This is a genomic window from Polaromonas sp. (genome assembly GCF_029945685.1).
Lineage (GTDB): Bacteria > Pseudomonadota > Gammaproteobacteria > Burkholderiales > Burkholderiaceae_C > Polaromonas.
Genome location: NZ_JAQSDA010000025.1, coordinates 175,552 through 201,667 on the forward strand (window position 1 = coordinate 175,552; position 26,116 = coordinate 201,667).

The window sequence follows — 26,116 nt, forward strand, 5'->3', positions numbered from 1 at the left end:
GCACGCCCTTTTCGCTGTCCCTCTCCCTGTCCCTTATTTCAGTACCGCAGCGTAGACCATGTTGCGGATCAGGCTTCGGTAATGGGTGCGGTGTTTGGGTGACTGCATCATGAAGACGACGAACATCTCCGATTTTGGATCAACCCACATGTAGGTTCCACCTGCGCCACCCCAGTAGTACTCGCCGGCCTCGCCGGGGTAGGGCGCTTCGCCGGTCGAGCGGCGCACGGCAAAACCAAGGCCAAAGCCGTAGCCTGCACCCGGCAGATACAGCGGGCCCGGCACCACGCCCGCGCCGGCATTGGCATGGTCAGATGTCATCAGGCGCAAGGTGCTGGGCCCCAGGTAGCGTTTGCCGTCGAGTGTGCCGCCGTTGAGCAGCATCTGCAGAAACTGGGCGTAGTCGGTGGCCGTAGACACCATGCCGCCACCGCCAGACTCGAGTTTTCTGACAACGCGCGGATCGCTGATGTCGGCACCGACGCCGAAGTTGCGGTCGTTGGCCAGCGGTTCTGCCAGGCGTTTTTGCCGGGCGACATCCGTGACGTAAAAACTGGTGTCGGCCATGCCCAGGGGGTCGAGCAGACGCTCTTTCTCAAAAGCATACAGCGACTTGCCGGAGACCACTTCCACCACGCGTCCGAGAATGTCGGTGGAATAGCTGTAGTCCCAGGTGGTGCCAGGTTGGTAGGCGAGCGGCAGCTTGGCAACACGCTGGGAGAACTCGTGGTTGTCGGGGTCGCCCGCATTGATGTTGGCGTCGTTGTAGGCCTTCTTGACCAGCCCAGGCCCGAAGAAGCCATAGGTGATGCCGGAGGTATGGCGCATCAGGTCCTGCACGGTGATGGCGCGGCGTGCGGGCACGATGTCCAGGCTGGGCGCGCCGCCGGCGTCAGGTTTTTCCACACCCACCGTCATCTTCGCGAACTCGGGCAGGTACATGGAAATCGGGTCTTCCAGCTTGAGCCTGCCGTCTTCGACCAGCATCATCGCCGCCACCGTCGTGATGGGTTTGCTCATGGAGTAGATGCGGAAAATCGCATCCCTGGTCATGGGGGCCGGGGTGGCGGCGTCCAGCTTGCCGACGCTTTCAAAGTAGGCTACCTTGCCGCGTCGCGCCACCAGCAGCACAGCGCCCGGTATCTTGTTGGCCGCCACATCGGCCTTGAGTGTTTCGGTGATCATGTCCAGCCGCTGGGAGGACAGGTCGACGCGTTCCGGTGTGGTGCGTGGCAACTCGCGGGCACTGGCCAGCAGTGGCAGGACCAAAGCCATGCAAAGGGCCAGGCCGCGCAGGCTTGGACGAATAGGTGTCATGTTGTCTCCTTGTTATGAGCGGCCAGTTTAGCCCGCTGGAGACCTTATGCAACGCACGTCTTGATGCGCCGGATTGATTGCTCAATCAGCCATTTTCCATTGTGGGATATGAAAGGATTGCTATATAAAGTATAGCAATTTCATGCGAGGCTGTCGCGCCCGCGCCAGCTGGCTCAGGCCGCGCTTCCCACGGCGGTGTAGGTGCGGCTGTTGTCCGACAGCCAGCGGGCCGACAAGTCGCTCGCCTGCTGGCTGGGATGAAAGTCCGTGCGCAGATACTCGCGCCAGGGCTTGTAGGTCTGGCGGAGCAGACCGCGCTGGCCGAACAGGTAGCTGGCGGCGCTTTTCCAGGTGCTCCACTTCCACAAGGTGCCATCGTGGTACAGGTTGTTGACGGTCTGGCGCAGGGTGTCGGTCAAAAACACAAAGGTGATGCGGCGGAACCACTTGATGCGCCATTCGTGGCTCCCGCCCAGTGCGGTGTACACGTCGAAGGCCGTGTTTTTATGTTCCGACTCTTCGGCGCAGTGCCACAGCCACATGGTTTTCAGGCGCGGCTCGCTGCTGTCGAGCAGGTCGTGGTTGCTCAGCATCCATTCGGCAAGGATCGCGGTGAAATGTTCATTGGCTGCGGTGATGGCCAGCGCATGGAGTGGGTTGGTGCCCGCCAGCAGCCGCATGTTTTTTTCCGCGCGCGGCGCCCAGTCGTTGACCAGGCCCTGTGTTTCGAGATGCTTGTTGAAGAGGCCGTGAACGCGGCGGTGCGTGGCCTCCTGCCCGACAAAACCCTGGACCTCGGCCTTGTACTGGTCCTGCAAATCAGCAGGCAATGCTTTCAGGCCGATGCGCACCGAGTCGATGAAAAACTGCTCACCGACCGGAAAACTCATGGACAGCGCATTGAAAAAAGCCGTGCGGAACGCATCCCCGGCGCACCAGTGCCGCGGCAGAGGTGTTTCCAGGTCTATCAGCAGGCGGCGCACAATCAGTTCGCTCATGTTTTCTCCCTGGGAAATAATTTGGTACCTGTGGGTACCAGTGAGAATGACTATAGGGTGGTGCTGTGGTACTGTCAAGTACCGAGATGGTTCTAACTTTGCGTGGAGGGTGCCGATTCATGTATTCCGAGGACACTTCCGCTGCCGGCATGGAAGCGGCCAGGGCCTACCGTTCGCGCCTGCTCGAAGGCATGGCGCACAGCGTGGCGACCAAGGGTTATGCCGACACCACCGTGGCCGACATCGTGCGCGAAGCCGGGGTCTCAAAGCGGACGTTTTACGAATGTTTTGCCACCAAGAAGGACTGCCTGATCGCGCTTTACGTGGCAGCCAGTCACGGCGGGCTCAAGGTGCTCAAGGGTGCCATCGACCCCGGCCGCGACTGGAAGACCCAGGTCGAGCATGCGATGGGCGCCTACCTCGATTGTCTGGCCAGCAACCCGGCGCTGCTGCGCACGCTGTTCATCGAGATCCTCAGCCTGGGCCCCGAGGGGCTGCAGGTGCGGCGCCGGATGAACCAGGAAATGGCCGAGTTTGTGGCTCAGGTGGTCAACGCCGGCCATCCGCACACGCCGCAGGACGAAGCGCTGACCGCAACGATGGCCATGGCCGTCATCGGTGGTATCAACGAGCTGGTGCTGCAGGCCATCGAAAGCAACCGCACGGCCGATTTGCGAACGCTGACCGGACCTTGTAGCGCACTGGTACGCGCCGTTCTGGCCGCTGCACGCTGAACGGCAGCCAAAAAAAAGCCCGCCGAAGCGGGCCGAAGCAAAGCGTGGCTTTTTCTTCTTGGTTCGTCTATTTCGCCGGTGTCGGCGTGGCTGCGGCACCCGGTGCCTGCACAGGCGCCGGTGCGGGCATGCCGGGCGCAGTCGGGGTGACGGGCGGGGTGGCCGGTGCACTCATGCCGGCCGGGGCGGCTACCGGGGTGACCGGCGCTGCATTGGCATTGCCGCCGTGGAACTTCATCATCAGCGGCACGATCAGCAGTGCCACGATGTTGATGATCTTGATCAGCGGGTTGACCGCCGGGCCGGCGGTGTCCTTGTAGGGGTCGCCCACGGTGTCTCCGGTCACGGCGGCCTTGTGCGTCTCGGAGCCTTTGCCGCCGTGGTTGCCGTCTTCAATGTATTTCTTGGCGTTGTCCCAGGCACCGCCGCCGGTACACATGGAGATCGCCACGAACAGGCCGGTCACGATGGTGCCCATCAGCAGGCCGCCCAGCGCAGCGGGGCCGAGCAACAGGCCGACCAGGATCGGCACCACCACCGGCAGCAGCGAGGGGATCATCATTTCCTTGATGGCGGCTTTGGTCAGCATGTCGACGCAGGTGTCGTATTCCGGCTTGGCCGTGCCCTCCATGATGCCCCTGATGTCGCGGAACTGGCGGCGTACCTCCACCACCACCGCGCCGGCGGCGCGGCCCACGGCTTCCATCGCCATGGCACCGAAGAGGTAGGGAATCAGCCCGCCGATAAACAGGCCGATGATCACCATCGGGTCGCTCAGGTCAAAACTGATGGCCTTGCCATAAGCTTCGAGCTTGTGCGTGTAGTCGGCAAACAGCACCAGCGCGGCCAGGCCGGCCGAGCCGATGGCGTAACCCTTGGTCACGGCCTTGGTGGTGTTGCCCACCGCGTCCAGCGGGTCGGTCACGGCTCGCACTTCGGGGGGCATGTCCGCCATCTCGGCAATGCCGCCGGCGTTGTCGGTGATGGGGCCGTAGGCGTCGAGTGCCACCACGATGCCGGCCATGCTCAGCATGGAGGTCGCTGCAATCGCGATGCCGTACAGGCCGGCCAGCGTGTAGGAGACCCAGATCGCGATGCAGACACAGATCACCGGCCAGGCGGTCGAACGCATGGACACACCGAGACCGGCAATGATGTTGGTGCCGTGGCCGGTGGTGGAGGCTTGCGCAATATGGCGCACCGGGGCGTACTGGGTGCCGGTGTAGTACTCGGTGATCCAGACCAGCGCACCGGTCAGCACCAGACCCACGGCACAGGCGCCGAACAGGGCCATCTGCGTGCCTGCCGCCTTGATGGCGTTGTCCGGCATCAGCCAGGTGGTCACGAAGTAGAAGGCGATCAGCGACAGGCCGCCCGCGACAGCCAGGCCCTTGTACAGCGCCGGCATCACGTTGGTCATGCCGGGCGAGGCCTTGACAAAGAAGCAGCCGATGATGGACGCGATGATGGACACCGCCCCGAGCGCCAGCGGATAAACCACCGCGCTGGTGCCGGCGTTGGTGACCAGCAGGGCGCCCAGCACCATGGTGGCGATCAGTGTCACCGCGTAGGTCTCGAACAGGTCGGCGGCCATGCCGGCGCAGTCGCCCACGTTGTCGCCGACGTTGTCGGCGATCACGGCCGGGTTGCGTGGGTCGTCTTCCGGAATACCGGCCTCGACCTTGCCCACCAGGTCGGCGCCGACGTCAGCGCCCTTGGTGAAAATGCCGCCGCCCAGGCGGGCGAAGATGGAAATCAGCGAGGAACCGAAGGCAAAACCGATCAGCGGATTGAGCAGGCTGGCCAGGTTGGCATTGGGCGTGTAGTTGCCGTTGCCCACCAGGAACCAGTAGAAGGCCGTCACACCGAGCAGGCCCAGGCCGACCACCAGCATGCCGGTGATCGCGCCGCCGCGGAAGGCGACATCCAGGGCGGGGCCAATGCCGCGGGTGGCTGCCTGCGCGGTGCGCACATTGGCGCGCACCGAGACGTTCATGCCGATGAAGCCGCAAGCCCCCGAGAGCACCGCGCCGACGACAAAACCGATGGCGCTGGGCACGTCAAGAAAGAGGCCGATCAGGATCGCCAGCACGACGCCGACGATGGCAATGGTCTTGTATTGGCGCGCCAGATAGGCGGCGGCGCCGGTTTGAATCGCCGCTGCAATTTCCTGCATGCGCGCGTTGCCTGCGTCCTGGGAAAGAATCCAGCTGCGGGCCCAGAAGCCGTAAGCCACGGCGGCCAGTCCGCAGACGAGCGCAAGAATAAGCGCTGAGTTGCCTGTCATAGAGAGATCTCCTACGTTGTTTTTCGCTTGGAGGGGGCGCCACGCTAGCGGTGCCCCCGCTGCGTTGCTTCCTCGTTGCTCGTGTCCTACGTAGAGACAAGACGATTGGCCAACCTTTGAAATTTAACGCCAAATCGTGACAAGTTCGCGAAGCGTCAGGTCCGAATCGGTAAAATGAGGGTAAATACTGATCAAGCCATCTACCTTTTTACTACTTCAACACAAAGAGACCATGTCCCTCGATAAAGTCACCCCCGGAAAAAACGCCCCTGACGCTTTCAATGTGATCATCGAAATTCCGATGAACGCCGACCCGGTCAAGTACGAGGTGGACAAGGAGTCCGGTGCCATTTTCGTGGACCGCTTCATGAGCACGTCCATGCATTACCCGACCAACTACGGTTATGTGCCCAAGACGCTGAGCGGCGACGGCGATCCGGTCGATGTACTGGTGATCACGCCGGTGCCGCTGATTCCCGGTGTGGTGGTGACCTGCCGCGCCATCGGCATCCTGAAGATGACCGACGAGGCCGGTGAAGACGGCAAGGTGCTGGCCGTACCGGTGGACAAGAAGTGCTCGCTCTACACCCAGTGGCAAAAGCCCGAAGACATGAATCCGCTGCGCCTGAAAACCATTGCGCACTTTTTTGAGCACTACAAGGACCTCGAAGACGGCAAGTGGGTCAAGGTTGAGGGCTGGGAAGGCCCGGAAGCGGCGCACAAGGAAATCACCGACGGGATTGCCAATTACCAGAAAGAGCACCCCGAAGCCGCCTGATTCTCAAGTGTTTTAGCCCTTCGGCCCTTGCCAGTCAAGCGCCGGCAGCTATCAAAAAAAGAGCGCCTGCAGTTCACGCTGCAGGCGCTTTTTCCTTGGCTTGGCGGTGTTCAGGCGGCGCGGGCCGGGTCCGGGTAAATCAGCCCGTGCCAGAACGTGCCCTTGCGCTCAAACGCCTGCCAGCGGCCTTCGGCTTGTGCCAGCCGGTCGGCCACGGCCCACCAGGCGCTCGGGTTCAGGCCCAGGCCGACATGGCTGGCCACCACTTCGACGTTTTCTGTCTGCGGGTTGTGCGCCGACGGTTTCTGGATGCTGCCCTGCCAGGCCACGATGCCGTCGCTGCGTGAATAGATGCTGGTGGTCGGCACCGGCGGCGCGGCGGGCAGGTCGTAGTTCTCGCTCTCGCGCGCCACCTTGCGACCGCTGGCCAGCTCGTAGATGCGCCAGGCGTTGGTGGAGCGGTGCGAGCCGGCAAACGGCGTGCCCAGGGTGATCACGCCACGCACCATGTGCGGCAGTTCCTTGGCCAGTTCGCGTGCGTACACGCCCCCCAGGCTCCAGCCGATCAGGCTGACCTTGCGGCCGCTGCCTTCGAACGCGCGCCGCACCTGCGTGCGCGCCGCCTCCAGCACGCCGGCACGCGGGCCGAAGTTGAAGCCCTGCTCCCAGCCGCTGGTCTGGTAGCCCAGCGAATCGAGGTAACGGCGCAGCGGCATGGTCGAGCCGTCGCTGGCCGACAGGCCGGGGAAAACCACCACGCTGTGGGTGTCGCCACGGGGCGCCCTGGCCAGCAGCGGCCACGCGGGCAGCAACGCGCCAAACTCCCAGAAGGCGCGAAACTCCAGCGCCAGCAGCCAGGCGCTAGGTGCCGGCCCGTCGTGCGGGCTTTGCCGCGCTTTGTCGGCTGGGCTTTTTCGCGCTGGAGACCGGGGTGGGGTGCTTGCCATGGGGGTGTGCATTGGTTTTGGCGTTGTTGTTTCTGACTGCTGCAGTATTGGGGCGACGGGCCCGCTTCACAGAGGGAGACTTCCCTGAAGTCGTCTCCTGTGCGACAGACGCCCGGGGCGCCCGGGGACTCACCGCCGCAGCCCCCGGGGGTGGGGACGGGGCCAGCAGCAGTCGGGCCTGATTGAACGCGTCTTCAATCGCGCGTGCCAGGTCCTGCGCGTGCGGCAGCGCCTGTTTTCCCGCAATGATGCCGAAGTCCACATGCCCGGCATAGGTCTGGATGGTGATGTTGAGCGCCAGGCCGTGCATCACGATCGACAGCGGATGAAAGGTCAGGAATCTGGCGCCGGCCAGGTACAGCGGCACCGGCGGACCGGGCACATTGGAAATGGCGAGGTTGGCCACCATCGGCAGGCGCGTGGCCATGCCGCTTTTGCCGTAGGCGTTGAGCGCCAGTCTGGCCGCGCCACCCACCAGCCAGGGCGCCAGCAGGGAAGGGTAGTCGGTGGGCAGCAGGCCCTTGAGACTTTGCAGGGACGTCTTGACCTTGCCGGTGGACGCCATGATGGCGTTCATGCGCTTGAGCGGATGCGTGATGTGGGTACCCAGTTCCACCAGGCTCATGCTGACCTGGTTGCCGAGCTTGCTGGCGACGCTGGCACCGGTTTCGCGCAGCGACACGGGCATGGCGGCGACCAGCGACTTTTTCGGCAGGCTGTGGTGCTGCCTGAGGTAGTCGCGCAATGCGGTTGAGCAGATCCACAGCAGCATGTCGTTGAGCGAGCCGCCCACGGCTTTGCCCATGGCCTTGCATTCGGCCAGCGGCAGGGTGGCGGTGACAAACACGCGCTCGGCGGTGATGCCGGTGTTGAACGGCGTGGCGGGTGCCAGCTTCAAGGGCATGGCGGGACGCGCGCCCGATGCCGTGCTGGCGACGCTGTGCCGGGCCAGCGTGCTGCCCAGGGTACTGGCCGCCGAGGGCAGGCTCCTGGCCAGTTTGGCGAGCTGGCCGAGCGAGCTGGAAAACACCGAGCCGATCATCTTGCCGAGCTTGAGGTCGGACTCCAGCTTGCGGCGACGCGCAGGATCGGGCGGTGCGACCTCGCGCGGCTCGGGGCCGACGTCCAGCATGGCGTTGGCCAGCATCACACCGCCTTGTCCGTCCAGCGCGGCGTGGTGGATTTTCGAGAAGAAACCGGCCACCCGCCTGCCGTCCGGCAACTGGATGCGGTCGAATACGTAGAACTCCCAGAGCGGAAAGCGGCGGTCTATCGGCTCGCCATGCAATGTTGCGCACAGCTCGTGCACGGCGGCCAGCGTCATCGGTGCCGTGCCTTTGCCGGCCGGGTCGGCGCGCCGGATGTGAAAACCGAGGTCCACGGTGTCGGCCTCCACCCACAGCGGATGGCCCAGGTCCAGCGGCATGAAAACCAGTTTGCGGCTGAACACCGGCGCCAGGTGCATGCGTTTGCCGATGTGACTTTTGACGGCCTTGTGAAAGCTGCCCCGGAAACCCGCCGGCAGCTCGCACAGGTTCAGCGAGCCCACATGCATGGGCATCTCGGGTGTTTCAAGGTAGAGAAAGGTCGCGTCCAGGCCGGTCAGGGTTGTCATGGGTCGTGTCTGTGGCAGTTCTTGCTGGACAGACCTTAACCTGACGGGGCGCACTTCGACACTAGGGTTTGCAGTGGCACTTCGCCGGACCGGCCCGATGCGGCAGATAATGGAATCCCATTGGCCCCAGCCCGCAGGAACGCCTCACACCATGCCCACCCAGACCCGACTTTCCGGTGCCGCCCTGCTTGTCGTGGTCCTGGTGGCGCTGATGGCCTGGGCCGGCTGGCACTTTTATCCCGCAACCACCACCCGCATCGAAACCAGCGTGATGGCGCCCGAGGTTCCAGTGGTCATCCGCACCGAGGGCGGTTTGCTGGAGGTGGCCACGGTGATTGCCCAGGAGCGGTTTACGCGGTCGGACACCCGGGAGTTCTGGGGCCTTCACCTTGGCACGACGGTGTCGCACATCCAGGCCCCCGTGCACTACCGCTACCACATCGCCCTGGCCAAAGAGTGGCATGTGGTGATCCGCGGCAAGACCTGCATTGTCCAGGCGCCCGCCATCAAGCCCAGCCTGCCTGTGGCCTTTGATACCTCGGTCATGCAGATGTACACCCACAACGGCTGGGCGCGCCTGAACAAGCAGGACAATCTGGCGGCGCTGGCGCAGTCGATCACGCCCGAGCTGGAAAAACGCGCGCTGTCGGCCGGCTACCAGCAACTGGTGACCGAGCCGGCGCGCCAGACGGTCCGCGAGTTCGTCATGCAGTGGCTGATCAAGGAGCAGAAGTGGTCGCGCGAGCCGGGCTACACCGTGGAAGTGTTGTTCCCCGGGGAAGTCTTGCAGACCCGGCCGCCGGCCGGTTCGTCCACCCGGGGCAGCCAGCTTTGATCTGTCCTGCTTGAGTCAAATCAATCAGACTGGGCGTTTCAATGTTCATGCAGGCAGTCCATCGCCCTGCGGTGCCTTAAACTGAAGTTACCGATTGTAAAAAGGCACAGTCCCATGGAGGCTGGTTCGTGATGGTTCCCCACGCTTCATACCGGCGGCCATTGACGCTGGTTTCCGGCGTGTGGCTGGTCAACGCTGCCTTGATTCTTGCCTTTGTGCTGGTGCCCTCGCTGCATTTTGAATTGCCTGCCGCGGTCCACACGAATTTGCACACCCTGTTCGAGACGGTGTCCATCATCGTGTCGATGCTGGTGTTCTCTGCCGGCTGGTTCACCTTCTCGCGGGAGGGCCGCAGCAATGTGGCGCTGCTGTGCAGCATCTTCTTCGGCGTGGCCATTCTTGATTTTGTCCACCTGCTGTCCTACGAGGGCATGCCGGCTTTCATCATCCCGGCCACAGACGGCAAGTCCATCTCGTTTTTCCTGGCAGCACGCCTGCTGGTGGCGGGCGCCTTGCTGGCGATTGCGTTCCAGCCCTGGAATCGCCGCATCGGCAACCAGGAGCGCCACTGGCTGCTGGGCGGGAGCCTGGTTTTTGCGTTGGGGGTCTCGGTTTACGGGCTGCTCGAACCGGACGTCAGGACCTGGTTTTTTGTTCCGGGTTCGGGGCTGACGGGCACCAAGATTGCGGTGGAGTACCTGGTCATCGTTCTCAATCTCGCGGCGGCGGCGGGCTTCTACCTGCGCATGCGCGAGCCGCAGCCCTATCCGCTGGTGCCGCTTTTTGCCGCCGCCTGCCTGATGGCCCTGTCGGAGCTGTGTTTCACCCTGTATGCGACTTTCGAGGACCAGTACATGGTTCTTGGTCACGTGATCAAGGTGGAGGCCTACCTCTTTGTTTTCCGGGCCATCTTCATCGAGTTCCTGGAAGGGCCGTACCGGCAACTGGAAGGTGCGCGCGCTGATCTGGTGGAGAGTGGGGAAAAGTACAGGCTGCTGTTTGAAAACGCCCCGGATGCCTACCTGATGGCCAATGCCGATGGCTCCTTTCACACGGCCAACCCGGCGGCTTCCGCCCTGTTCGGCATCCCGCGCCAGGACCTGTGGCGCATCGGGCGCAGCGATGTGACCAGCGACCCCCGGCTGGCAGGTTTTCTGGAGGAACGCAGCAGGACCGGCTCTGCCCGGGGGGAGTTGACCCTGCGGCGCGGCGACGGGAGCACTTTTCTGGCTGAGGTATCTTCATCGACTTACACGGACAGCCGGGGCCGGCCCATGAGCAGCACCTTTGTTCACGACATCACGGCGAAAAGGCAAGGGGAAGAAGAAATCCTCAGCCTCAACGCGACGCTGGAGCAGCGTGTGCACGATCGCACCGCGGAGCTGCAGTCAGCTTACGAGGATCTGGAGCGGCTCTCCCAAGTGATGGCGCATGACCTGCGTTCCCCACTGCTGGCCATCGAGGGTTTTGCCGGCCTGCTCATGCGCGATGCGAGCCAGTTGCTCGATGAGCGACAGAAAGGCCACCTGGACAGAATCCATGCGGCTGCGATACGCATGGCCGAAATGATAGACGCGCTGCTTCAATTTGCAGATGTGTCCCGTTCGACGCTGAAGATGCAGACGCTGGATATCGCCGCGATGGCCGACAAGGCGCTCTGGTCCTGCCAGAAACGTGATCCGCAGCGCGTGGTCAAGGCCGTGGTACAGCGGCCGGTGATGCTCGAAGGCGACGCGCGCATGATCACCTTGGTCATGGAGACCCTGATCGGGACCGCGTGGAAGAACACGGCACGCAATAAAAACGCCGAAATCGGGGTGGGCGCTGAGTCAGGGCCCGCAGGCGAGATGGTCTGTTTTGTCAGCTACAACGGCACCGAAACCAACCCGGCAGCCGTCGATCAGGCGCTCGAAGCTTTCCCGTCACTCCGGACCGCCAGGGAGTCGGCGCACAGCGACATCGTTCTTGACAACATGCGATTGGTGATTGCCCGGCACGGTGGACGGGTGTGGCGCGAGTCCACGTCAGGGCGGGGCACCATCTATCGCTTCACGCTGGATCAGGTGGCGCATTGAGGCGGCGCACCCTGCACCGCCTGCCTGGGCAAGTGCCGTCTGCCTCAGTCAGTCCTCGAACAGGTACTCCACCTCGCCCAGCCAGCGTTTTTCAATGACCGTCAGGCTGGCCCGCTTGCCGGCCTGCACCATGCGACCGACGGAACTGCGAAAGGCCGCGCCAGGCGTTTCCTCCAGCCATCGGTCGGCCGTGTCGTCCGGAAATTCCAGGCCGAGCTTTTCGCCGACCTCCATGCCGCTGTCGCAGCCGTGCCTGAATGCCAGCAGCAGTGACATGGCCAGGCGATGGTGCCCGGCTGCGCAGTGAAACACGCCAATCGTCCGGTCATACACAAAAGGCAGACTGAGGTCGGCAAGGGCAAGAGGCTGGGGTTCCTGGGCGCCGGCCGCCACCAGCATCTGCCATTGTTGCGGTGTGAAATTGATCATGGTTCCTTTCCATGGCCGCGATCTTGCGGCTTTCGCGAGGACAGATCCCGCATAAATGTCGATGCCTCAGTGTAGGGGGGATTGTCCGGCTTTGTCCCCGTCTGAGAGCCTTTTGACAGGCCAGCCAGTGTGCTTTATTACCAAGGGCTTCAGCGGGGGGTGTGCTTGCGCCAGACTCACCGGCGCTTGTGTTGAGCACGGTACCCGCACCGCGCATGAAAGTCGCCGTCCACCGATTCAGCTCAATCTAGAGGGGGTGCGCCTTTGTCAGACGGCGTTGCCGTAAGCGGTCAGTTCCGCAAGCCTCACCACCTGGATGCTTTTAAACTCCACGCGAATATGTCCGAGTTGCACCAACATCTGCAGGCAGGCGTTGGTTCGCTGTCTGGACAGGCCGCAGATAAGTGCCAGGTCGTGCTGGGTGATGTCCAGTGCAACGCCTGCATGGCCCTGCATGTGACTGCACAGGGTGGCCACGCATTTCGCAACGCGCTGTTCTGGTCCGAGCAGGCGATCTGCTTCCAGCGTGGCGATGAAGGAGCTCATTCTTGCGTTCATGAGATCCTGCAAGTAGTGGTTGAAGGGCAGGCTGACGTCGCGCAAGTGGAGGAAGGTATCCATCGGAACCAGTGCAATGCGGGAAGGGCGCAAGGCGATGGCATCGTAGCGGCGGCGCTCCCGCTTGAGCAGCGAGCCCTCTCCGCACCACTGCATTTCATCGACACAGCCGAGCGTGGTTTCACGGCCGTCGGAGCCCATCACGGACATCTGCACCAGGCCCCTGATCACGCCCATCCAGTGAATCGAATGATCGCCGGCACGCACGATGAAGCCGCCTGCCGGCACCAGCTTTTCCGAGGAGGAGCGTTGTACGAGTTGCTGCTGCTTTTCTTCCAGGGTGATGTACCACGGGGTTTGCTCCAGCACCCGGCTCAGAGGGGGATCATCATGCATGTGGCTCGGTCTTAAGGGGGCGGGGGGGCTGGAGGGCGCTGGCCTAAACCTTCGCCCGCGCCTGCGCCAGTCTGGCTTCCAGTTCGCGCACTAGGGCGCGGGCCTCGTCGCCTTCAGGTATCGGCCGGCCACTGTCGCGCCATTCGACCGCGTTTTTGAAGCCTTCCATCTGGGCCTGGCGCCGGAACCACATGCCTTCGGGGTTGTGCCGGGTGATGCCGTCAAACACCGTGGCAAACATCTGGCTTTGCTCCAGGCCCATCGACAGCCACACCTGGTTGACCACCAGTTTGTGCATGGCAAGGTGCGATTTGGGCACGCCGGCGATACGGCGCGCCAGCGCCTGGGTGGCGCCGTCAAGCTCGGCGGCGGGCACGGACAGGTTGGCCAGCCCCCATTCGGCCGCCTTGGCGCCGTCGATGGTGTCGCCGGTGAACATCAGCTGTTTGGCCCGGATGGCGCCGATGCGGTAGGTCCACATGGCGGTGGTGGGGCAACCCCAGACGCGGGTGGGCATGTAGCCGATGCGGGCGTCGTCGGCCATCACCAGCAGGTCGCAGCACAGCGCGATATCGCTGCCGCCGGCCACCGCGTACCCGTGGACCTTGGCAATCGTCGGCTTGGAGCAGCGCCAGAGGGACATGAACTCGTCGGTGTTGCGCTTCATCAGCGCATAGTCCACCATCGGGTCCCAGGGGGTCTTCTCCTGTCGGCACGGGTGGTCGTCCACGATGTTGCCCGGGTCCTGCCCTTCTGCGTATTCGTTCAGGTCGTAACCGGCGCAGAAGGCGCGGCCTTCGCCCTCCACGATGATGACGTGCACTTCGTCGTCGGCCTCAGCCCAGCGCACCGCCTGTTGAATGTCGGAGGGCATGGTGCTGCTGATGGCGTTGAGTTTGTCCGGGCGGTTCAGCCGCAGGCGGGCAATGCGGGGTTCCTGGTCGTCCTTGTGGATGGTCACACTGTCAAAAGCGGGCATGAGGGTCTCCTGAAGGTTGGGGCAGTGGCTGGCCCGCCTGCGCTGCGGCGGCCTGCTTTCACTATAGTCAGCGCGCGCAGCGCCGGTTGTCATTGCAATGACACCTCAGGCACGGGGTTTTCCCTTGCCGGCCTGGGCTGTCACGGCGAAGTGACGCCAGCTTGCCCGCGATACCGGGATCACAAGCCTGCATTCCGGTTTGCCGGTGGGCCTTCTTCGCGGGCTCGCCCTTCGGGCGTTGCCGCCATGTTAGGGTGAGGCCCTGATATTTAAATGCTGCAGCTTGCAGGTGCGGGCCGTCAGTGTGACCGATTCCCGAAAGGTGGCTGTATGGCGATAGGCTGGTTGACGGTTTTGCAGAGCGTGCCCTGGGCCGAGGTGGTGAGCAATGCACCCAAGGTCGCTGCCGGCGCGAAAAAGCTGTGGAACGCGGTGGGCAGGAAACCTTCCGCCAGCGCGCAGGTTTCCGACGCCACCGAGGCGGCGCTGTCGCCCGAGGTCCGGGCCATCACCGCCCTGACCGCGCATATCAGTGAGCTGGAAACGGCAACCAAAGAACTGCAGGAACAGATGCTCGCATCGTCGGAGCTGATCAAGGCGCTGGCCGAGCAGAACACGCAGCTGATTCTGCGCATCGAGACACAGCGCCGCCGCATGGCGTGGCTGGCTGCCGCGGTGGGGCTGGCCGGTCTGGCGGCGCTGGCCAGTCTGGGGCTGTTGCTGGTGCGCTGACGGGCCGCGGCGGGCTCAGAGCGGAATGATTTCGAAGCGGGCCTCACCCATGTCGCGGCCCAAGGGGCGAAATGCCGCGAGGATGGCGTCGGATTCGGCGTTTTCCCACAGCGCAATGACCTGCTCCTCGGCTTCGGACGCCTTCCCGTCCAGCGGCAAATCCTCGTTGATGGACTGCACCAGCATGTAGGTCTGCAGGGAAGGCAGCACCTGGTCGGGGCCGCCCAGGGAAAATTCAAGCGACATGCGAAAACGCAGTTCCGCCGCCCCGCGTTCGTCGGGGCTGAGGCTGGGGCAATCGACGAGCTTGACCTCGTAATGGCCGGGGCCGGAGGGCTTGTTCATGAGGGTTCTTTCTCTTGTTGGCTGCTGTCGGCATCGTCCAGCAAGCCCTGTTCGTCATCGCGCAGACCGGCGACGGGGGTCGCCTTGGCCAGCGCGACCCACACGCCGAAAGGCAGTTGCTGGCGGGCACGCCGCGGCGCGGCGCGGGCCACCACCAGCCGCTGGCCTTCGAGCTGCATCACGCCGCATTCCGGCGGGATTTCGTCGGCGGCGGCAATCGGCCGTCCCCTGGTGTCGCAACCCAGCACATACCAGCACTCGCCGCCCAAATCGAGATAGGCGCCGCGTTTTTCGGGCCGACGCAGGTCCCCCAGCAAATCGGAGCGTCGTACCTTGATCTCGTGGACGACGGGCTCGACGTAGGCTTCCACCGAGGTGTTGCGGATCGAAAACACGTCCGGCCGCACCAAACACCAGCGTGCAGCGCCGCCTTCGGCCAGTGGTGGCAACTGCGCGCGCAGGCTCAAGGCCCGCCAGGTGATGCGGCCGGCGCGCGCCATCTCGCAGGCCACGCGTTCGACCAGCGCCTCATGCGCCGACAGGGCCGCACGGTTGCGCACCAGCGTATCGGCCAGGCAGGCGACGCCGGTATCGGTCACGCGCAGGGTTTCGTGGCCTGACGGGCCGGCAACGCGCTGCAGCAGGCCGGCGGCCAGCAACTCGATTTCCAGCGGGTCCTGGCAGGGCCAGCCGGCGGAGCGGTAGATCTCGCGCAGGCGCCGCGCATGGGCGCGGCCCAGCACGGTGGGCGGGTGGGCAAGTGTCGCGGGGCGGGGTGCGGCGGGGAAGGCGTCGAGCATGAAAAAGGGTCGTCGAAAGGGGCGTGAAACAGGAGGGGCCCGGGGCGGGACAACAAGGCGGAAGAAGGAGCTTAAATCAACTGCGCCTATACGCCAAATTGGCCTCCGGCCCAATGGGAGAAAGAGCAAACAGCTATCAATACTGTAGCGTCACGGGGAGGCATGGCCACCGGGCCCGGCCTGCCGGAACGGGTTGCGCCGCTCCAGTTCTTCCATGTAACCGGCCATGCCTTCGCCCTCGCGTTCCAGGAAACGCTCCACCGCGTCGGCAAAGGCCGGGTGCGCCAGCCAGTGGGCGCTGGTGGTCTTGACCGGCAGCAGGGCGCGCGCCATCTTGTGTTCGCCCTGGGCACCACCCTCGAAGCGCTGGTAACCGTGGGTGATGCACCATTGCAGCGGCTGGTAATAACAGGCCTCGAAGTGCAGGCAGTCGACGCGCTCCAGCGCACCCCAGTAGCGGCCGTAGGCAACCTTGACCGGATTTGTATCGTCAAATTGGCCTGTAGCCCGCGGCGAACGCAGCGAAGGGCCGCCCCGAGCAAGTTCAGCCCCCTCGGAGGGCAGCGAGGACACGCCAGTGCCGAGCGTGGGGGCCATTCCACCTGCGCTGACAGCTATCAAACTTGTAGCGATCGGCGTGCCATCGCGCTCCGCCACAAACAGCAGCCAGTTCTCCGGCATGGTGGCCTGCATGCGCTGGAAGAAGTCGCGGCTCAGGTAGGGCGCATTGCCGTGTTCGTAGTAGGTGCGCTCGTAGCAGCGGTAAAAGAAGTTCCAGTCAGCAGCGCTGATGTTTTTGCCGAGTGACCAGCGAAAGCGCACGCCGGCCTCCTGCACCTTGCGCCGCTCCTGGCGGATTTTCTTGCGTTTTTCCTGGCTCAGCGACATCAGGAAGTCGTCGAAGTCGCGGAACGGTCGGCCCTCTCCTTCTTCACCAGCCGGGGCCGCGGAACCGGCTTTGCCGGGCCGCAGGCGCAGCGCCCCCTCGGGGGGCAGCGAGGACACGTCAGTGCCGAGCGTGGGGGCGTTATTGTTACCAGCCAGGGCCGCGGAACCGGCTTTGCCGGGCCGCAGGCGCAGCGCCCCCTCGGGGGGCAGCGCAGTACGCGAAGCGACAAGCGTGGGGGCTGTATTGGTCCAGTGGAATTGCACGTTGTGCCGCAGCATCAGCCCGGCTTCCTCGCAGGCGGCTACGTCCTCGTCCGTGACAAACAGCAGGTGCAGTGAGGACAGTTCTTCTTCCCCGCACCAGGCCACCAGCGCCTTGACCAGCCGCGTTCGGGTAGCGGCATCGCGCGCCAGCAGTCGCGGGCCGGGCACCGGCGTGAAGGGCGGGGCCACCAGGGCCTTGGGGTAGTAGGGCAGGCCGTGCTGGTGGTAGGCATTGGCCCAGGCGTGGTCGAACACGTACTCGCCGTAGGAATGGTCTTTCAGGTACAGCGCGCAGGCGCCGACCAGCTGCGCACCCAGCGACAGCGTGACAAAACGCGCGGTCCAGCCGGTTTGCGGGGTGGCACTGCCGCTTTCCAGCATGGCCGCGAGGTACTCATGGCGCATGAAGGGATTCAGGCTGGCGTCACCCGGCTGCGCCACGAGCAGGGCGTTCCAGTCGGCGGCCGGCACCTGCAGCGGCGAATCCAGCACGCGGATGACATAATCGTTTTCAGTCACAGTACCAACCGTTTTTTCTTTTTTCATGACTCTCAACATCTGCGTTGCCCAATTGAACTACTGCGTTGGCGACATGCCGGGCAACGCAAAAAAAATCATTGATGCGGCACGCGCTGCCTATGCCGACGGTGTGCGCCTCATGCTGACACCTGAGATGGCGATCTGCGGCTACGCCGCCGAAGACCTGTTTCTGCGCCGCTCTTTCATCGCAACCTGTGATGATGCCGTGAATCTGGTGGCCCGGGAGCTGGCCGGGTTAAAGGGCCTGACGGTGGTGGTGGGCACGCCCACCCACGGGGACAGTGGCCGCGGCCTGCGCACCCGCAGCGTCGAGGTGCAGCAGCGCCACAACGCGGCCCGGGTGCTGCGTGAGGGCGCCGTGATTGCCACCTACGCCAAGCGCGAGCTGCCCAACTACCAGGTGTTTGATGAGCGCCGCTATTTCACGCCGGGCCAGGGCGTCTGCGTGTTCGAGGCCGGCGAGGGCGCCGACGCGGTCCGCATCGGCCTGCTGATCTGCGAGGACGCCTGGTTCGAGGAACCCGCGCGGCTGGCCAAGGAGGCGGGCGCCGAATTGCTGGCCGTCATCAACGCTTCGCCTTTCCATGTGGGCAAGGGCGGCGAACGCGAACGCATGATGCGCGAGCGCGTGCTGGCTACCGGCCTGCCCATGGTGTACGCGCACCTGGTGGGCGGGCAGGACGAAATTGTTTTTGAAGGCCACTCCTTTGCCCTGCAGGCCGACGGCGCGCTGGCCGGCCGGGCCGACAGTTTCAAGGAAAATCTGTTTGTAGCCCAGGCACAGCGTGCGCAGTCAGCTATTGAATTGATAGCAAATGTGGTGCCCGAACGCAGCGCCGAAGCGGATCTGTGGGACGCGCTGGTACTGGGGGTGCGCGATTACCTCGGGAAAAACGGCTTCCCTGGCGCCATCCTGGGCCTGTCGGGCGGCATCGACTCGGCGCTGGTGCTGGCGATTGCGGTCGATGCACTGGGCGCCGACAAGGTGCGCACGGTGATGATGCCGTCGCCTTATACCGCCGACATCTCATTGATAGACGCACGCGAGATGGCGGCTCGTTTGAAGGTGCGTTACGACGAGATTTCCATCGTTCCCGAGTTCGAGGCCTTCAAGGCCTCATTGGCGGGTGAATTCAAGGGCCTGCCGGAAGACACCACCGAGGAGAACATCCAGGCGCGCATCCGCGGCGTGTTCCTGATGGCGCTGTCCAACAAGTTCGGCGCCATTGTGCTGACGACCGGCAACAAGAGCGAAATGGCGACCGGCTACTGCACCTTGTACGGCGACATGGCGGGCGGCTTTGCCGTCATCAAGGACCTCTTGAAAACCACGGTGTTCCGGCTGGCGCAGTGGCGCAACGAGAACGACCCCTACGGCACCGGCAGCAACCCGATCCCGGAGCGCATCATCACGCGCCCCCCCAGCGCCGAACTGCGCGCCGACCAGACCGACCAGGACAGCTTGCCGCCCTACGAGGTGCTCGACGCTATCCTGCAGCGCTACATGGAAAACGACGAGAGCATAGAGTCCATCGTGGCCGAAGGTTTTGACCGCGCCGTCGTCGAACGCGTGACCCGGCTGATCAAGATCAATGAGTACAAGCGCCGCCAGGCACCGATAGGCATCCGGGTTACCCACCGGAGCTTCGGCAAGGATTGGCGCTATCCTGTCACCAACAAATTTCATGCCTAGATATATGGCCCCCACGCTTGTTGCTTCGCGTACTGCGCTGCCCCCCGAGGGGGCCGCTGCGCCTGCGGGCCGGCGGAGCCGGACCCGCGGCCCCGGCTGATGAAGAGATGCCCGTCTATCAGGCTTCGACAATTTAAAACCAACGGAGATATTCAGTGAAACAAATTACCGCCGTTCTCAAACCCTTCAAGCTCGAAGAAGTCCGTGAAGCCCTGGCCGAATGCGGCGTCACCGGTCTGACTGTCACTGAAGTCAAGGGTTTCGGCCGCCAGAAAGGCCACACCGAGCTGTACCGTGGCGCCGAGTACGTGGTCGACTTCCTGCCCAAGGTCAAGGTCGAGGTGGTGGTGAAAACCGAGGATGTGGACCGCTGCGTGGACGCCATCGTGCGCGCTGCCCGCACCGGCAAGATCGGGGACGGCAAGATTTTCATCACCAGCGTCGAGCGTGTGGTGCGCATCCGTACCGGGGAAGAGGACGAAGCCGCGGTCTAGATATGCCCCCACGGTCGCTCACTTCGTGTAGCTTCCTGCCCCCCGAGGGGGCCGCTGCGCCTGCGGGCCGGCGGAGCCGGACCCGCGGCCCCTGCTTGTAAAGACGTAGAGGTAGCCCCCCAGAGGCTGGTCTAGATCTGGTCCAGGCGCAGCCCTTCGGTCGCCATGCCTGCGACCTGCACCAGTTGCTCCAGCAGGGCCGCCGGTTCGACGGCGACATGAATCAGGTCCATCTGCCAGTCGTTCATGAAGCCGCTGCTGACCGAGGTGGCCAGAAAAGCCAGCAGGTGGTCGTAATAACCGTTCAGGTTGAGCAGGCCGACCGGCTTGGCGTGGTAGCCCAGCTGGCGCCAGGTCCAGACTTCAAAAAACTCTTCCAGCGTGCCTATGCCGCCGGGCAGCGACAGGAAGGCGTCGGCGTATTCGGCCATGATGCGTTTGCGCTCGTGCATGGTGTCCACGACGTGCAGTTCGGTGCAGCCGGTGTGGGCCCATTCCTTCTCCACCAGCGCCTTCGGGATCACACCGATCACGCGGCCGCCCGCGGCCAGGGTGGCGTCGGCGACAACACCCATCAGCCCATTGCGCCCGCCGCCATACACCAGCTGGCCACCATGCTCGCCAATCCATTGGCCGACCTGGCGTGCGGTTTCTGAAAATCCGGGGTCTGCGCCCGGGCGCGAGCCGCAATAAACGCAGACGGAAAAAGCGGGTGTCATGCGAGAAACCTCTGGAACAGCGCCATCACCCAGATGCCCGCGCACAGCAGCAGGCTCAGCAGCACGGCGGCACTGCCCATGTCTTTGGCGCGTTTGGACAGGTCGTGCCACTCCGGGCCGATACGGTCGATCGCGGTTTCTATGCCGGTGTTGAGCAGCTCGATGATCATCACCAGGATGACCGAGCCGGCCAGCAAGGCAGTTTCAACCCAGCTGCGGCCCAGCCAGACGGCGGCCGGCAGCAGCACCAGCGAAGCGATGGCTTCCTGGCGAAAGGCTGTTTCCTGCCATCCGGCCCGCAGGCCCGCCACCGAATAGCCGAAGGCGTGCCAGACGCGGTTCAGGCCTTTGCGGTCTTTCTGGGGATTGGCGGGCTGGGGGGACGCCGGGGAGTCCTGAAGCGGGAGGGGAGATGCGGTGGCAGCGGGTTCAGGCATGGGCCGATTGTCGCGCAGCTCTGTGACGGTGGGATGCGGCTCTGGCATGGCAAAGGCAACGCGAGGCGTCAGGCAGCCTGGGCTGGCGCGCCGGCGGGAAGGCTGGAGACCAGACGGGTGCCGGCCAGCGCATCGTGCCAGAACTGCCGGTCCGGGTGAAAGCGCGACAGGATCGCCCAGATGGCGATCCATCCGCCGGCCAGCACGAGCGCCTGCCGCACGTCCAGCCCGAGCAGCCAGCTCACGGCCAGCGGTGGCAAAAACCAGAGCCAGCTCAGGGTGTAGCGCACAAAGGCCCGTTTCTGGCTCACGGCCTGCCCTTGCAGGTCGGTCAGGCGGATGTTCCAGGTCTTCATGGCCAGGGTCTGGCCTTTGGCCCAGAACCAGACAAAGTAAATGCCGAACACGACAAACAGAAAGGCCTGCTGGGCATTGCGGTTCTCCATGGCGTTGCGCGTCTGGCTCAGGGTGCTGAACAGGTAATCGGCAATAAACACCACGCCGAACATCAGCATGCCCTCATACAACCAGCAGGCCATGCGCCGGCGCAGGGAAGGGGTGGGGAGGCGGTTGGCGGATGAGTCTGTCAATTTGATCGCGTTCAGGTCAGGTCGGTGAAATACGGCCGGGCCGGCGCGGCCAAAGCCGCCGGTTGATTGTGCCGGGCCATCGCAGCGGCCGTGCCCTGGCCGTCTACGGTTTGGCCGGTGACATGCCGCCGGGCGCGGCGGCCGGCACGGTGGCCGACAGGAGGTCCGGTTGCCCGGCAACGGGTGGCGTCGCCGTGATTTTAGTCGCTGGTTTGCCCTTTGGCTTGTCGGCGCGCGAAGGCACCGTCGCCAGTTTCTGGGCCGCCACTGGTTTGGCCGCCGGCGCCGCGCCCGCCGGCTTGGGAGGCGCCTTGGCGGCCAGCTTGCGCTTTTCTTCTTCGCTGAGCGCCTGGTAAGCCTGCCACTTGGCCTGTTTTTCTTCAGCCGTGAGTTCTTTGGACAGCTCTTTGGTTTTTGCGAAATTCAGCCGCGCCTGGGCGCGCTGCTGCGGGCTGAGCGCCACCCATTCCTTCATGCGCCCCTGCATCTTGACCTGTTCTTCAGTGGAAAGCGCCGGATAACTCTTGGTCATTTGCAGCCATTTGCGCTTGTGGGTCTGGCTCAGCTTGTTCCAGGTGGGCGCCAGCGGCTGGAGGATCTCGCGTTCCACCGCACTCAGCTCGGTCCAGAGCGGGCTCGAAAAAGTGGCCTGGGCAACCACGGTTTTGGCGGGTAGCGCTGGCGCTGCGACGGGCGCGGGCGTCTGGGCGTTGGCGCCCGTCGCCAAGGCACCGAGGACCAGGCAGGTCAGCCCGGCCCATGCCGGCAACATCCGGGACTGCCGGGCATGAATCAGGGTGTCACCTGCGGCTTGCAGGCGCGCAGGATGGCGGGACAGGCTCAGAGGCATCGATGTAAACGTCTTTCTGTGCAAGGGCCCCCGCGGCCCCTAGCGGCTGACCTTGAGAAACTGCACAAATCCGGGGTCGGAAAAGGCGTCGGGCGGCAGGTCGTCGGTCAGCAAGGCGGAGTCCACCTCGGCCAGTTCCTGGACGAAGTTGTCGGTTTGCAGGGAGTTGATCGCGAGCAGTCCGACAACCAGGGCGATCAGGGGCAGGACTGATCCGATCCGGTACCACAGGCCGAATCTCTCGCCAGAACCCCAGCTCAGCACCGAACCAGTGCCGCTGGCGGCGGTCACGGCGGCGGTCTGCACCCTGGCCACCTTGCGGGCGGCCACGGCCTGCGCACGGGCGGCGCGCAGCCGCTCGGAAATGTCGTACGGCAGGTCCGCAGCGCCTGCGGAGAGGTAGGACGCGGTTTTCAGGCCATAACGGTCCTGCAGGATGTCGGTGCGTTTTTGCAGTGAGTGGTTCATAGTTTTATTCCCTTGGCGGCCAAAGCCTTGCTGAGTGCGTGGACGGCCCTCGAGCAATGCGTTTTCACACTGCCCTCGGAGCAACCCATGGCGGCAGCTGTTTCAGCAACATCCATTTCCTCCCAGTAACGCATCAGAAAGGCTTCTCGTTGACGACCTGGCAGTTCCTTGATCTCTACCTCGATTTGCTGCAAGATTTGCGCCCGTTCGGTCGCATCCTGGGCGCTTTCCGTACCCTCAGAGTTGGTTGAAGCCTCTAAAGTTTCAAGCAGGTCGAAATCGCCGTCATCCCCCGCGGACTCAAAGTCGCTCATGTTCGAAAACAGGGCGTTGCGCGTCTTGCGGCGCCGGAACCAGTCCAGCGTGGTGTTGGACAGGATGCGCTGGAACAGCATGGGCAGCTCGGCCGCAGGCTTGTCGCCGTAGTGCTGGGCCAGCTTCATCATGCTGTCCTGAACGATGTCGAGCGCCGCCTCGTCGTCGCGGACATGGTAGACGCTGCGCTTGAAGGCGCGCTTTTCAACGTTTTTCAGGAAATCGGAGAGTTCTTGTTCAGTTGCCAAGGGAATGCGTCCCGATTTGTCCCAGCGCCGTCGTTGTTGTGTTTTCGGGCGAGTTGAAGCGTCCGAAGCTGCAAAATTATCGCATCAAGCAAGGGCCGGCCGGAATTTTTTCCATTCTCTGCCGGGCGCGCACCGCCGGATGCGATAATACGAGTTGCAATTCAAACAGCAAACGGGTCATGACCCGGCGGGATATGTTTCCGCCCATGGTTTTGGCCTCAAGTCTCGACGCTACTCCACAAGAGTGGGCGAAGAGGCACCCAAGGTATTTCGTTAGAGAAATTCACAAAGGTTCATCATGGAAATCACAAAAGCCGAACTCGCTTCGGCATCAGCGGCAGCTTCTGCCTCTTCAACTCCGCAAGAACTCCGCGGCGCGGAAATCCTCATCAAGGCCCTGCAGGCTGAAGGTGTCAAGCATGTCTGGGGTTATCCCGGCGGCGCCGTCCTGCACATCTACGACGCTTTCTACAAGCAGGACACGATCCAGCACGTGCTGGTTCGCCACGAGCAGGCGGCTGTCCATGCGGCTGACGGGTATGCCCGCGCCACCGGCGAAGTGGGTGTGGCGCTGGTCACTTCGGGCCCCGGCGTGACCAATGCCGTCACCGGCATCGCCACGGCGTACATGGACAGCATCCCGATGGTGATCATCACCGGCCAGGTGCCCACGCACGCCATCGGCCTGGATGCCTTTCAGGAGTGCGACACCGTCGGCATCACGCGCCCCATCGTCAAGCACAACTTCCTGGTCAAGGACGTGCGGCAGATGGCCGACACGCTGAAAAAGGCCTTCCACATTGCGCGCAGCGGCCGGCCCGGTCCGGTGGTGGTGGATATCCCCAAGGACGTCTCGTTCAACAAGACGCCTTACAGCGGTTACCCGCAAACCGTCGAAATGCGTTCCTACAACCCGGTGCGCAAGGGCCACGGCGGCCAGATTCGCAAGGCGCTGCAGTTGCTGATGACGGCCAAGCGCCCCTACATCTACACCGGTGGCGGCGTGTTGCTGAGCAATGCCTCGCAGGAGCTGCGCACACTGGTGGACATGCTCGGTTACCCCTGCACCAACACCCTGATGGGCCTGGGCGCCTACCCGGCCAGCGACAAAAAATTTCTCGGCATGCTGGGCATGCATGGCACCATCGAAGCCAACAACGCGATGCAGCATTGCGACGTGCTGCTGGCCGTCGGCGCGCGTTTTGACGATCGCGTGATCGGCAACCCGAAACATTTCGCGCAGAACGAACGCAAGATCATCCACATCGACATCGACCCGTCGAGCATTTCCAAACGCGTCAGGGTGGACATCCCCATCGTGGGCGACGTCAAGGACGTGCTGACCGAGTTGATCGCGATGATCAAGGAGTCCGGCCTCAAACCCGACGGCAATGCGCTGGGCGGCTGGTGGGAAACCATCGAGGGCTGGCGCAAGCGCGACTGCATGAAATACAGCCTGGGCAAGGGCGATGTGATCAAGCCGCAGTACGTGGTTGAGACTTTGTGGAACATGACCAAGGACGCCGACACCTACATCACGTCCGACGTGGGCCAGCACCAGATGTGGGCGGCGCAGTACTACAAGTTCGACGAGCCGCGCCGCTGGATCAATTCCGGCGGCCTGGGTACCATGGGCGTGGGCATTCCCTACGCCATGGGTATCAAGCTGGCCAGGCCGGACAGCGAGGTGTATTGCATCACCGGTGAAGGCTCGGTGCAGATGTGCATCCAGGAGCTGTCCACCTGCCTGCAGTACAACACGCCGATCAAGATCGTCTCGCTGAACAACCGCTACCTGGGCATGGTGCGCCAGTGGCAGGAAGTGGAGTACGCGGGCCGCTACAGCAGCAGCTACATGGACGCTTTGCCCAATTTCGTCAAGCTGGCTGAGGCCTATGGCCACGTCGGCATGCTGATCGAAAAACCGCAAGACGTCGAACCGGCACTGCGCGAGGCGCGCAAGCTCAAGGACCGCACCGTGTTCATGGACTTCCGCACCGACCCCACCGAGAACGTGTTCCCGATGGTGCAGGCCGGCAAGGGCATCACCGAAATGCTGCTCGGGTCCGAAGACCTGTAAGCCGCGCACCCATTTTTTAACCGTCACCTGACGAATCTATTGTCTGCCGAGCCCGCGCATTACCGTGCGCGGGGGAGGGCAGCGAAAAGAGGAATCTTTCTATGAAACACATCATTGCAGTTTTGCTGGAAAACGAGCCGGGCGCTCTTTCCCGTGTGGTCGGCCTGTTTTCGGCGCGCGGCTACAACATCGAAAGCCTGACGGTGGCACCGACCGAAGACGCCAGCCTGTCGCGCATGACCATCCAGACCACGGGCTCCGACGACGTGATCGAGCAGATCACCAAACACCTGAACCGACTCATCGAGGTCGTCAAGGTGGTGGACCTGACGGAAGGCTCCTACACCGAGCGCGAACTGATGATGGTCAAGGTCCGCGCCGTCGGCAAGGAGCGCGAGGAAATGAAGCGCATGGCTGATATATTCCGCGGGCGGATCATCGATGTGACCGAGAAAAGTTACACGATCGAGCTGACCGGCGACCAGTCCAAGAACGACGCCTTCCTGGAAGCGATTGACCGCAGCGCAATTCTGGAAACCGTGCGTACCGGCTCGAGTGGTATAGGGCGCGGTGAGAGAATTCTGAGAGTCTGATTTTCAGTGGTCCGTGCGCGCGTTTCGACAGGCTCAACGCGAACGGATTTTGACAGAGGCGATATGCGTTGATCGTTCGCCCTGAGCCTGTCGATGGGCATTTTCGCCAGAA

26 protein-coding genes are annotated in these 26,116 nt (G+C 63.5%); 9 read left to right on the plus strand and 17 right to left on the minus strand.

Annotation, left to right across the window (positions count from 1 at the left end; translation table 11 throughout):
- Positions 1 to 33: 33 nt before the first annotated feature.
- Together PSV26_RS16675 and PSV26_RS16680 are read right to left on the minus strand one after the other, a co-directional pair.
- On the minus strand, positions 34 to 1,317 hold the full coding sequence (locus tag PSV26_RS16675; RefSeq protein WP_300520228.1) for a serine hydrolase: 1,284 nt from the start codon (positions 1,315 to 1,317) through the stop codon (positions 34 to 36).
- 173 nt (positions 1,318 to 1,490) lie between these two features.
- Positions 1,491 to 2,315, minus strand: a complete 825-nt coding sequence (locus PSV26_RS16680) for a metal-dependent hydrolase (RefSeq protein WP_300572245.1) — start codon at positions 2,313 to 2,315, stop codon at positions 1,491 to 1,493.
- Positions 2,316 to 2,434: 119 nt separating this feature from the next.
- On the opposite strand from PSV26_RS16680, the gene PSV26_RS16685 reads away from it, so the two are divergent.
- On the plus strand, positions 2,435 to 3,049 hold the full coding sequence (locus tag PSV26_RS16685) for a TetR/AcrR family transcriptional regulator (protein ID WP_300572246.1): 615 nt from the start codon (positions 2,435 to 2,437) through the stop codon (positions 3,047 to 3,049).
- A 67-nt stretch (positions 3,050 to 3,116) separates the two neighbouring features.
- Here PSV26_RS16685 and PSV26_RS16690 read toward each other — a convergent pair whose 3' ends face one another.
- Positions 3,117 to 5,336: a sodium-translocating pyrophosphatase gene (locus PSV26_RS16690; RefSeq protein ID WP_300572248.1), complete on the minus strand. Its 2,220-nt coding sequence runs from the start codon at positions 5,334 to 5,336 to the stop codon at positions 3,117 to 3,119.
- Positions 5,337 to 5,568: 232 nt separating this feature from the next.
- Here PSV26_RS16690 and ppa point away from each other — a divergent pair, with 232 nt between their 5' ends.
- Positions 5,569 to 6,114, plus strand: coding sequence for an inorganic diphosphatase (gene ppa / locus PSV26_RS16695; protein WP_300520239.1), 546 nt, complete (start codon positions 5,569 to 5,571; stop codon positions 6,112 to 6,114).
- Between the two features lie 110 nt (positions 6,115 to 6,224).
- On the opposite strand, the gene PSV26_RS16700 is transcribed toward ppa, so the two are convergent.
- Together PSV26_RS16700 and PSV26_RS16705 are read right to left on the minus strand one after the other, a co-directional pair.
- Positions 6,225 to 7,061 (minus strand): alpha/beta hydrolase, encoded by an 837-nt coding sequence (locus tag PSV26_RS16700; RefSeq protein ID WP_300572250.1) that lies wholly within the window; start codon positions 7,059 to 7,061, stop codon positions 6,225 to 6,227.
- Complete coding sequence (locus PSV26_RS16705) at positions 6,976 to 8,676, minus strand: wax ester/triacylglycerol synthase family O-acyltransferase (RefSeq protein WP_300572252.1); 1,701 nt, start codon at positions 8,674 to 8,676, stop codon at positions 6,976 to 6,978. Before PSV26_RS16705 ends, PSV26_RS16700 begins: the two co-directional genes overlap by 86 nt.
- A gap of 151 nt (positions 8,677 to 8,827) precedes the next feature.
- Between PSV26_RS16705 and PSV26_RS16710 the strand changes: the two genes are divergently transcribed.
- Positions 8,828 to 9,511 (plus strand): hypothetical protein, encoded by a 684-nt coding sequence (locus tag PSV26_RS16710; RefSeq protein ID WP_300572254.1) that lies wholly within the window; start codon positions 8,828 to 8,830, stop codon positions 9,509 to 9,511.
- A gap of 131 nt (positions 9,512 to 9,642) precedes the next feature.
- The gene (locus tag PSV26_RS16715) at positions 9,643 to 11,586 is read left to right on the plus strand and encodes an MASE3 domain-containing protein (RefSeq protein WP_300572698.1); all 1,944 of its coding nucleotides are present in this window, start codon (positions 9,643 to 9,645) and stop codon (positions 11,584 to 11,586) included.
- A 48-nt stretch (positions 11,587 to 11,634) separates the two neighbouring features.
- Here the strand turns inward: PSV26_RS16715 and PSV26_RS16720 are convergent, their stop codons facing one another.
- The 3 genes from PSV26_RS16720 to PSV26_RS16730 form a co-directional block, all read right to left on the minus strand.
- On the minus strand, positions 11,635 to 12,015 hold the full coding sequence (locus PSV26_RS16720) for a hypothetical protein (protein ID WP_300520249.1): 381 nt from the start codon (positions 12,013 to 12,015) through the stop codon (positions 11,635 to 11,637).
- Positions 12,016 to 12,282: 267 nt separating this feature from the next.
- Positions 12,283 to 12,969: a Crp/Fnr family transcriptional regulator gene (locus tag PSV26_RS16725; protein WP_300572256.1), complete on the minus strand. Its 687-nt coding sequence runs from the start codon at positions 12,967 to 12,969 to the stop codon at positions 12,283 to 12,285.
- A 43-nt stretch (positions 12,970 to 13,012) separates the two neighbouring features.
- On the minus strand, positions 13,013 to 13,948 hold the full coding sequence (locus PSV26_RS16730; RefSeq protein WP_300572257.1) for a crotonase/enoyl-CoA hydratase family protein: 936 nt from the start codon (positions 13,946 to 13,948) through the stop codon (positions 13,013 to 13,015).
- 330 nt (positions 13,949 to 14,278) lie between these two features.
- Here PSV26_RS16730 and PSV26_RS16735 point away from each other — a divergent pair, with 330 nt between their 5' ends.
- Entirely contained in the window at positions 14,279 to 14,680 is a 402-nt protein-coding gene (locus tag PSV26_RS16735; RefSeq protein ID WP_300572259.1) for a hypothetical protein, read from the plus strand.
- Between the two features lie 15 nt (positions 14,681 to 14,695).
- On the opposite strand, the gene PSV26_RS16740 is transcribed toward PSV26_RS16735, so the two are convergent.
- The 3 genes from PSV26_RS16740 to PSV26_RS16750 all read right to left on the minus strand — a co-directional run bounded on the left by PSV26_RS16740 (position 14,696) and on the right by PSV26_RS16750 (position 17,523).
- Positions 14,696 to 15,025 carry a hypothetical protein gene (locus tag PSV26_RS16740; protein ID WP_300572261.1) on the minus strand — a complete coding sequence of 110 codons (330 nt, stop codon included), beginning with the start codon at positions 15,023 to 15,025 and terminating at the stop codon, positions 14,696 to 14,698.
- Entirely contained in the window at positions 15,022 to 15,825 is an 804-nt protein-coding gene (locus PSV26_RS16745) for a hypothetical protein (protein WP_300572263.1), read from the minus strand. The genes PSV26_RS16740 and PSV26_RS16745 overlap by 4 nt, the downstream gene beginning before the upstream one ends.
- Positions 15,826 to 15,975: 150 nt before the next feature.
- A complete protein-coding gene (locus PSV26_RS16750; RefSeq protein ID WP_300572265.1) occupies positions 15,976 to 17,523 on the minus strand; it encodes a GNAT family N-acetyltransferase in 1,548 nt (515 codons plus the stop codon).
- Here PSV26_RS16750 and PSV26_RS16755 point away from each other — a divergent pair.
- Together PSV26_RS16755 and PSV26_RS16760 are read left to right on the plus strand one after the other, a co-directional pair.
- Positions 17,522 to 19,210 carry an NAD+ synthase gene (locus PSV26_RS16755; protein ID WP_300572267.1) on the plus strand — a complete coding sequence of 563 codons (1,689 nt, stop codon included), beginning with the start codon at positions 17,522 to 17,524 and terminating at the stop codon, positions 19,208 to 19,210. The genes PSV26_RS16750 and PSV26_RS16755 overlap by 2 nt on opposite strands.
- Positions 19,211 to 19,365: 155 nt before the next feature.
- Positions 19,366 to 19,704, plus strand: coding sequence for a P-II family nitrogen regulator (locus PSV26_RS16760; RefSeq protein WP_096665314.1), 339 nt, complete (start codon positions 19,366 to 19,368; stop codon positions 19,702 to 19,704).
- 131 nt (positions 19,705 to 19,835) lie between these two features.
- Here the strand turns inward: PSV26_RS16760 and PSV26_RS16765 are convergent, their stop codons facing one another.
- The 6 genes from PSV26_RS16765 to PSV26_RS16790 form a co-directional block, all read right to left on the minus strand.
- Complete coding sequence (locus PSV26_RS16765) at positions 19,836 to 20,423, minus strand: TIGR00730 family Rossman fold protein (protein ID WP_300572269.1); 588 nt, start codon at positions 20,421 to 20,423, stop codon at positions 19,836 to 19,838.
- Positions 20,420 to 20,860: a diacylglycerol kinase gene (locus PSV26_RS16770; RefSeq protein ID WP_300520274.1), complete on the minus strand. Its 441-nt coding sequence runs from the start codon at positions 20,858 to 20,860 to the stop codon at positions 20,420 to 20,422. Before PSV26_RS16770 ends, PSV26_RS16765 begins: the two co-directional genes overlap by 4 nt.
- A gap of 68 nt (positions 20,861 to 20,928) precedes the next feature.
- The gene (locus PSV26_RS16775) at positions 20,929 to 21,450 is read right to left on the minus strand and encodes an RDD family protein (RefSeq protein WP_300572271.1); all 522 of its coding nucleotides are present in this window, start codon (positions 21,448 to 21,450) and stop codon (positions 20,929 to 20,931) included.
- 103 nt (positions 21,451 to 21,553) lie between these two features.
- Positions 21,554 to 22,300, minus strand: coding sequence for a DUF3106 domain-containing protein (locus tag PSV26_RS16780; protein WP_300520279.1), 747 nt, complete (start codon positions 22,298 to 22,300; stop codon positions 21,554 to 21,556).
- A gap of 39 nt (positions 22,301 to 22,339) precedes the next feature.
- Positions 22,340 to 22,768: a DUF3619 family protein gene (locus tag PSV26_RS16785; RefSeq protein WP_300520282.1), complete on the minus strand. Its 429-nt coding sequence runs from the start codon at positions 22,766 to 22,768 to the stop codon at positions 22,340 to 22,342.
- Positions 22,765 to 23,331 carry an RNA polymerase sigma factor gene (locus tag PSV26_RS16790; protein ID WP_300520285.1) on the minus strand — a complete coding sequence of 189 codons (567 nt, stop codon included), beginning with the start codon at positions 23,329 to 23,331 and terminating at the stop codon, positions 22,765 to 22,767. The genes PSV26_RS16785 and PSV26_RS16790 overlap by 4 nt, the downstream gene beginning before the upstream one ends.
- Before the next feature lie 298 nt (positions 23,332 to 23,629).
- Between PSV26_RS16790 and PSV26_RS16795 the strand changes: the two genes are divergently transcribed.
- Positions 23,630 to 25,411, plus strand: a complete 1,782-nt coding sequence (locus PSV26_RS16795) for an acetolactate synthase 3 catalytic subunit (protein ID WP_300520287.1) — start codon at positions 23,630 to 23,632, stop codon at positions 25,409 to 25,411.
- Between the two features lie 101 nt (positions 25,412 to 25,512).
- Complete coding sequence (gene ilvN / locus PSV26_RS16800; RefSeq protein WP_096665291.1) at positions 25,513 to 26,004, plus strand: acetolactate synthase small subunit; 492 nt, start codon at positions 25,513 to 25,515, stop codon at positions 26,002 to 26,004.
- Positions 26,005 to 26,116: the final 112 nt, after the last annotated feature.

Excerpts from the sequence above, each read along its gene's own strand:
- ppa (WP_300520239.1), top strand. The coding sequence starts at position 5,569 with ATGTCCCTCGATAAAGTCACCCCCGGAAAAAACGCCCCTGACGCTTTC.
- PSV26_RS16690 (WP_300572248.1), bottom strand. The coding sequence starts at position 5,336 with ATGACAGGCAACTCAGCGCTTATTCTTGCGCTCGTCTGCGGACTGGCC.
- PSV26_RS16770 (WP_300520274.1), bottom strand. The coding sequence starts at position 20,860 with ATGCCTGAACCCGCTGCCACCGCATCTCCCCTCCCGCTTCAGGACTCC.
- ilvN (WP_096665291.1), top strand. The coding sequence starts at position 25,513 with ATGAAACACATCATTGCAGTTTTGCTGGAAAACGAGCCGGGCGCTCTT.
- PSV26_RS16680 (WP_300572245.1), bottom strand. The coding sequence starts at position 2,315 with ATGAGCGAACTGATTGTGCGCCGCCTGCTGATAGACCTGGAAACACCT.
- PSV26_RS16780 (WP_300520279.1), bottom strand. The coding sequence starts at position 22,300 with ATGCCTCTGAGCCTGTCCCGCCATCCTGCGCGCCTGCAAGCCGCAGGT.
- PSV26_RS16735 (WP_300572259.1), top strand. The coding sequence starts at position 14,279 with ATGGCGATAGGCTGGTTGACGGTTTTGCAGAGCGTGCCCTGGGCCGAG.
- PSV26_RS16755 (WP_300572267.1), top strand. The coding sequence starts at position 17,522 with ATGACTCTCAACATCTGCGTTGCCCAATTGAACTACTGCGTTGGCGAC.
- PSV26_RS16745 (WP_300572263.1), bottom strand. The coding sequence starts at position 15,825 with ATGCTCGACGCCTTCCCCGCCGCACCCCGCCCCGCGACACTTGCCCAC.
- PSV26_RS16725 (WP_300572256.1), bottom strand. The coding sequence starts at position 12,969 with ATGCATGATGATCCCCCTCTGAGCCGGGTGCTGGAGCAAACCCCGTGG.
- PSV26_RS16740 (WP_300572261.1), bottom strand. The coding sequence starts at position 15,025 with ATGAACAAGCCCTCCGGCCCCGGCCATTACGAGGTCAAGCTCGTCGAT.
- PSV26_RS16765 (WP_300572269.1), bottom strand. The coding sequence starts at position 20,423 with ATGACACCCGCTTTTTCCGTCTGCGTTTATTGCGGCTCGCGCCCGGGC.
- PSV26_RS16750 (WP_300572265.1), bottom strand. The coding sequence starts at position 17,523 with ATGAAAAAAGAAAAAACGGTTGGTACTGTGACTGAAAACGATTATGTC.
- PSV26_RS16675 (WP_300520228.1), bottom strand. The coding sequence starts at position 1,317 with ATGACACCTATTCGTCCAAGCCTGCGCGGCCTGGCCCTTTGCATGGCT.
- PSV26_RS16730 (WP_300572257.1), bottom strand. The coding sequence starts at position 13,948 with ATGCCCGCTTTTGACAGTGTGACCATCCACAAGGACGACCAGGAACCC.
- PSV26_RS16715 (WP_300572698.1), top strand. The coding sequence starts at position 9,643 with ATGGTTCCCCACGCTTCATACCGGCGGCCATTGACGCTGGTTTCCGGC.
- PSV26_RS16785 (WP_300520282.1), bottom strand. The coding sequence starts at position 22,768 with ATGAACCACTCACTGCAAAAACGCACCGACATCCTGCAGGACCGTTAT.
- PSV26_RS16700 (WP_300572250.1), bottom strand. The coding sequence starts at position 7,061 with ATGGCAAGCACCCCACCCCGGTCTCCAGCGCGAAAAAGCCCAGCCGAC.
- PSV26_RS16685 (WP_300572246.1), top strand. The coding sequence starts at position 2,435 with ATGTATTCCGAGGACACTTCCGCTGCCGGCATGGAAGCGGCCAGGGCC.
- PSV26_RS16710 (WP_300572254.1), top strand. The coding sequence starts at position 8,828 with ATGCCCACCCAGACCCGACTTTCCGGTGCCGCCCTGCTTGTCGTGGTC.
- PSV26_RS16720 (WP_300520249.1), bottom strand. The coding sequence starts at position 12,015 with ATGATCAATTTCACACCGCAACAATGGCAGATGCTGGTGGCGGCCGGC.
- PSV26_RS16795 (WP_300520287.1), top strand. The coding sequence starts at position 23,630 with ATGGAAATCACAAAAGCCGAACTCGCTTCGGCATCAGCGGCAGCTTCT.
- PSV26_RS16705 (WP_300572252.1), bottom strand. The coding sequence starts at position 8,676 with ATGACAACCCTGACCGGCCTGGACGCGACCTTTCTCTACCTTGAAACA.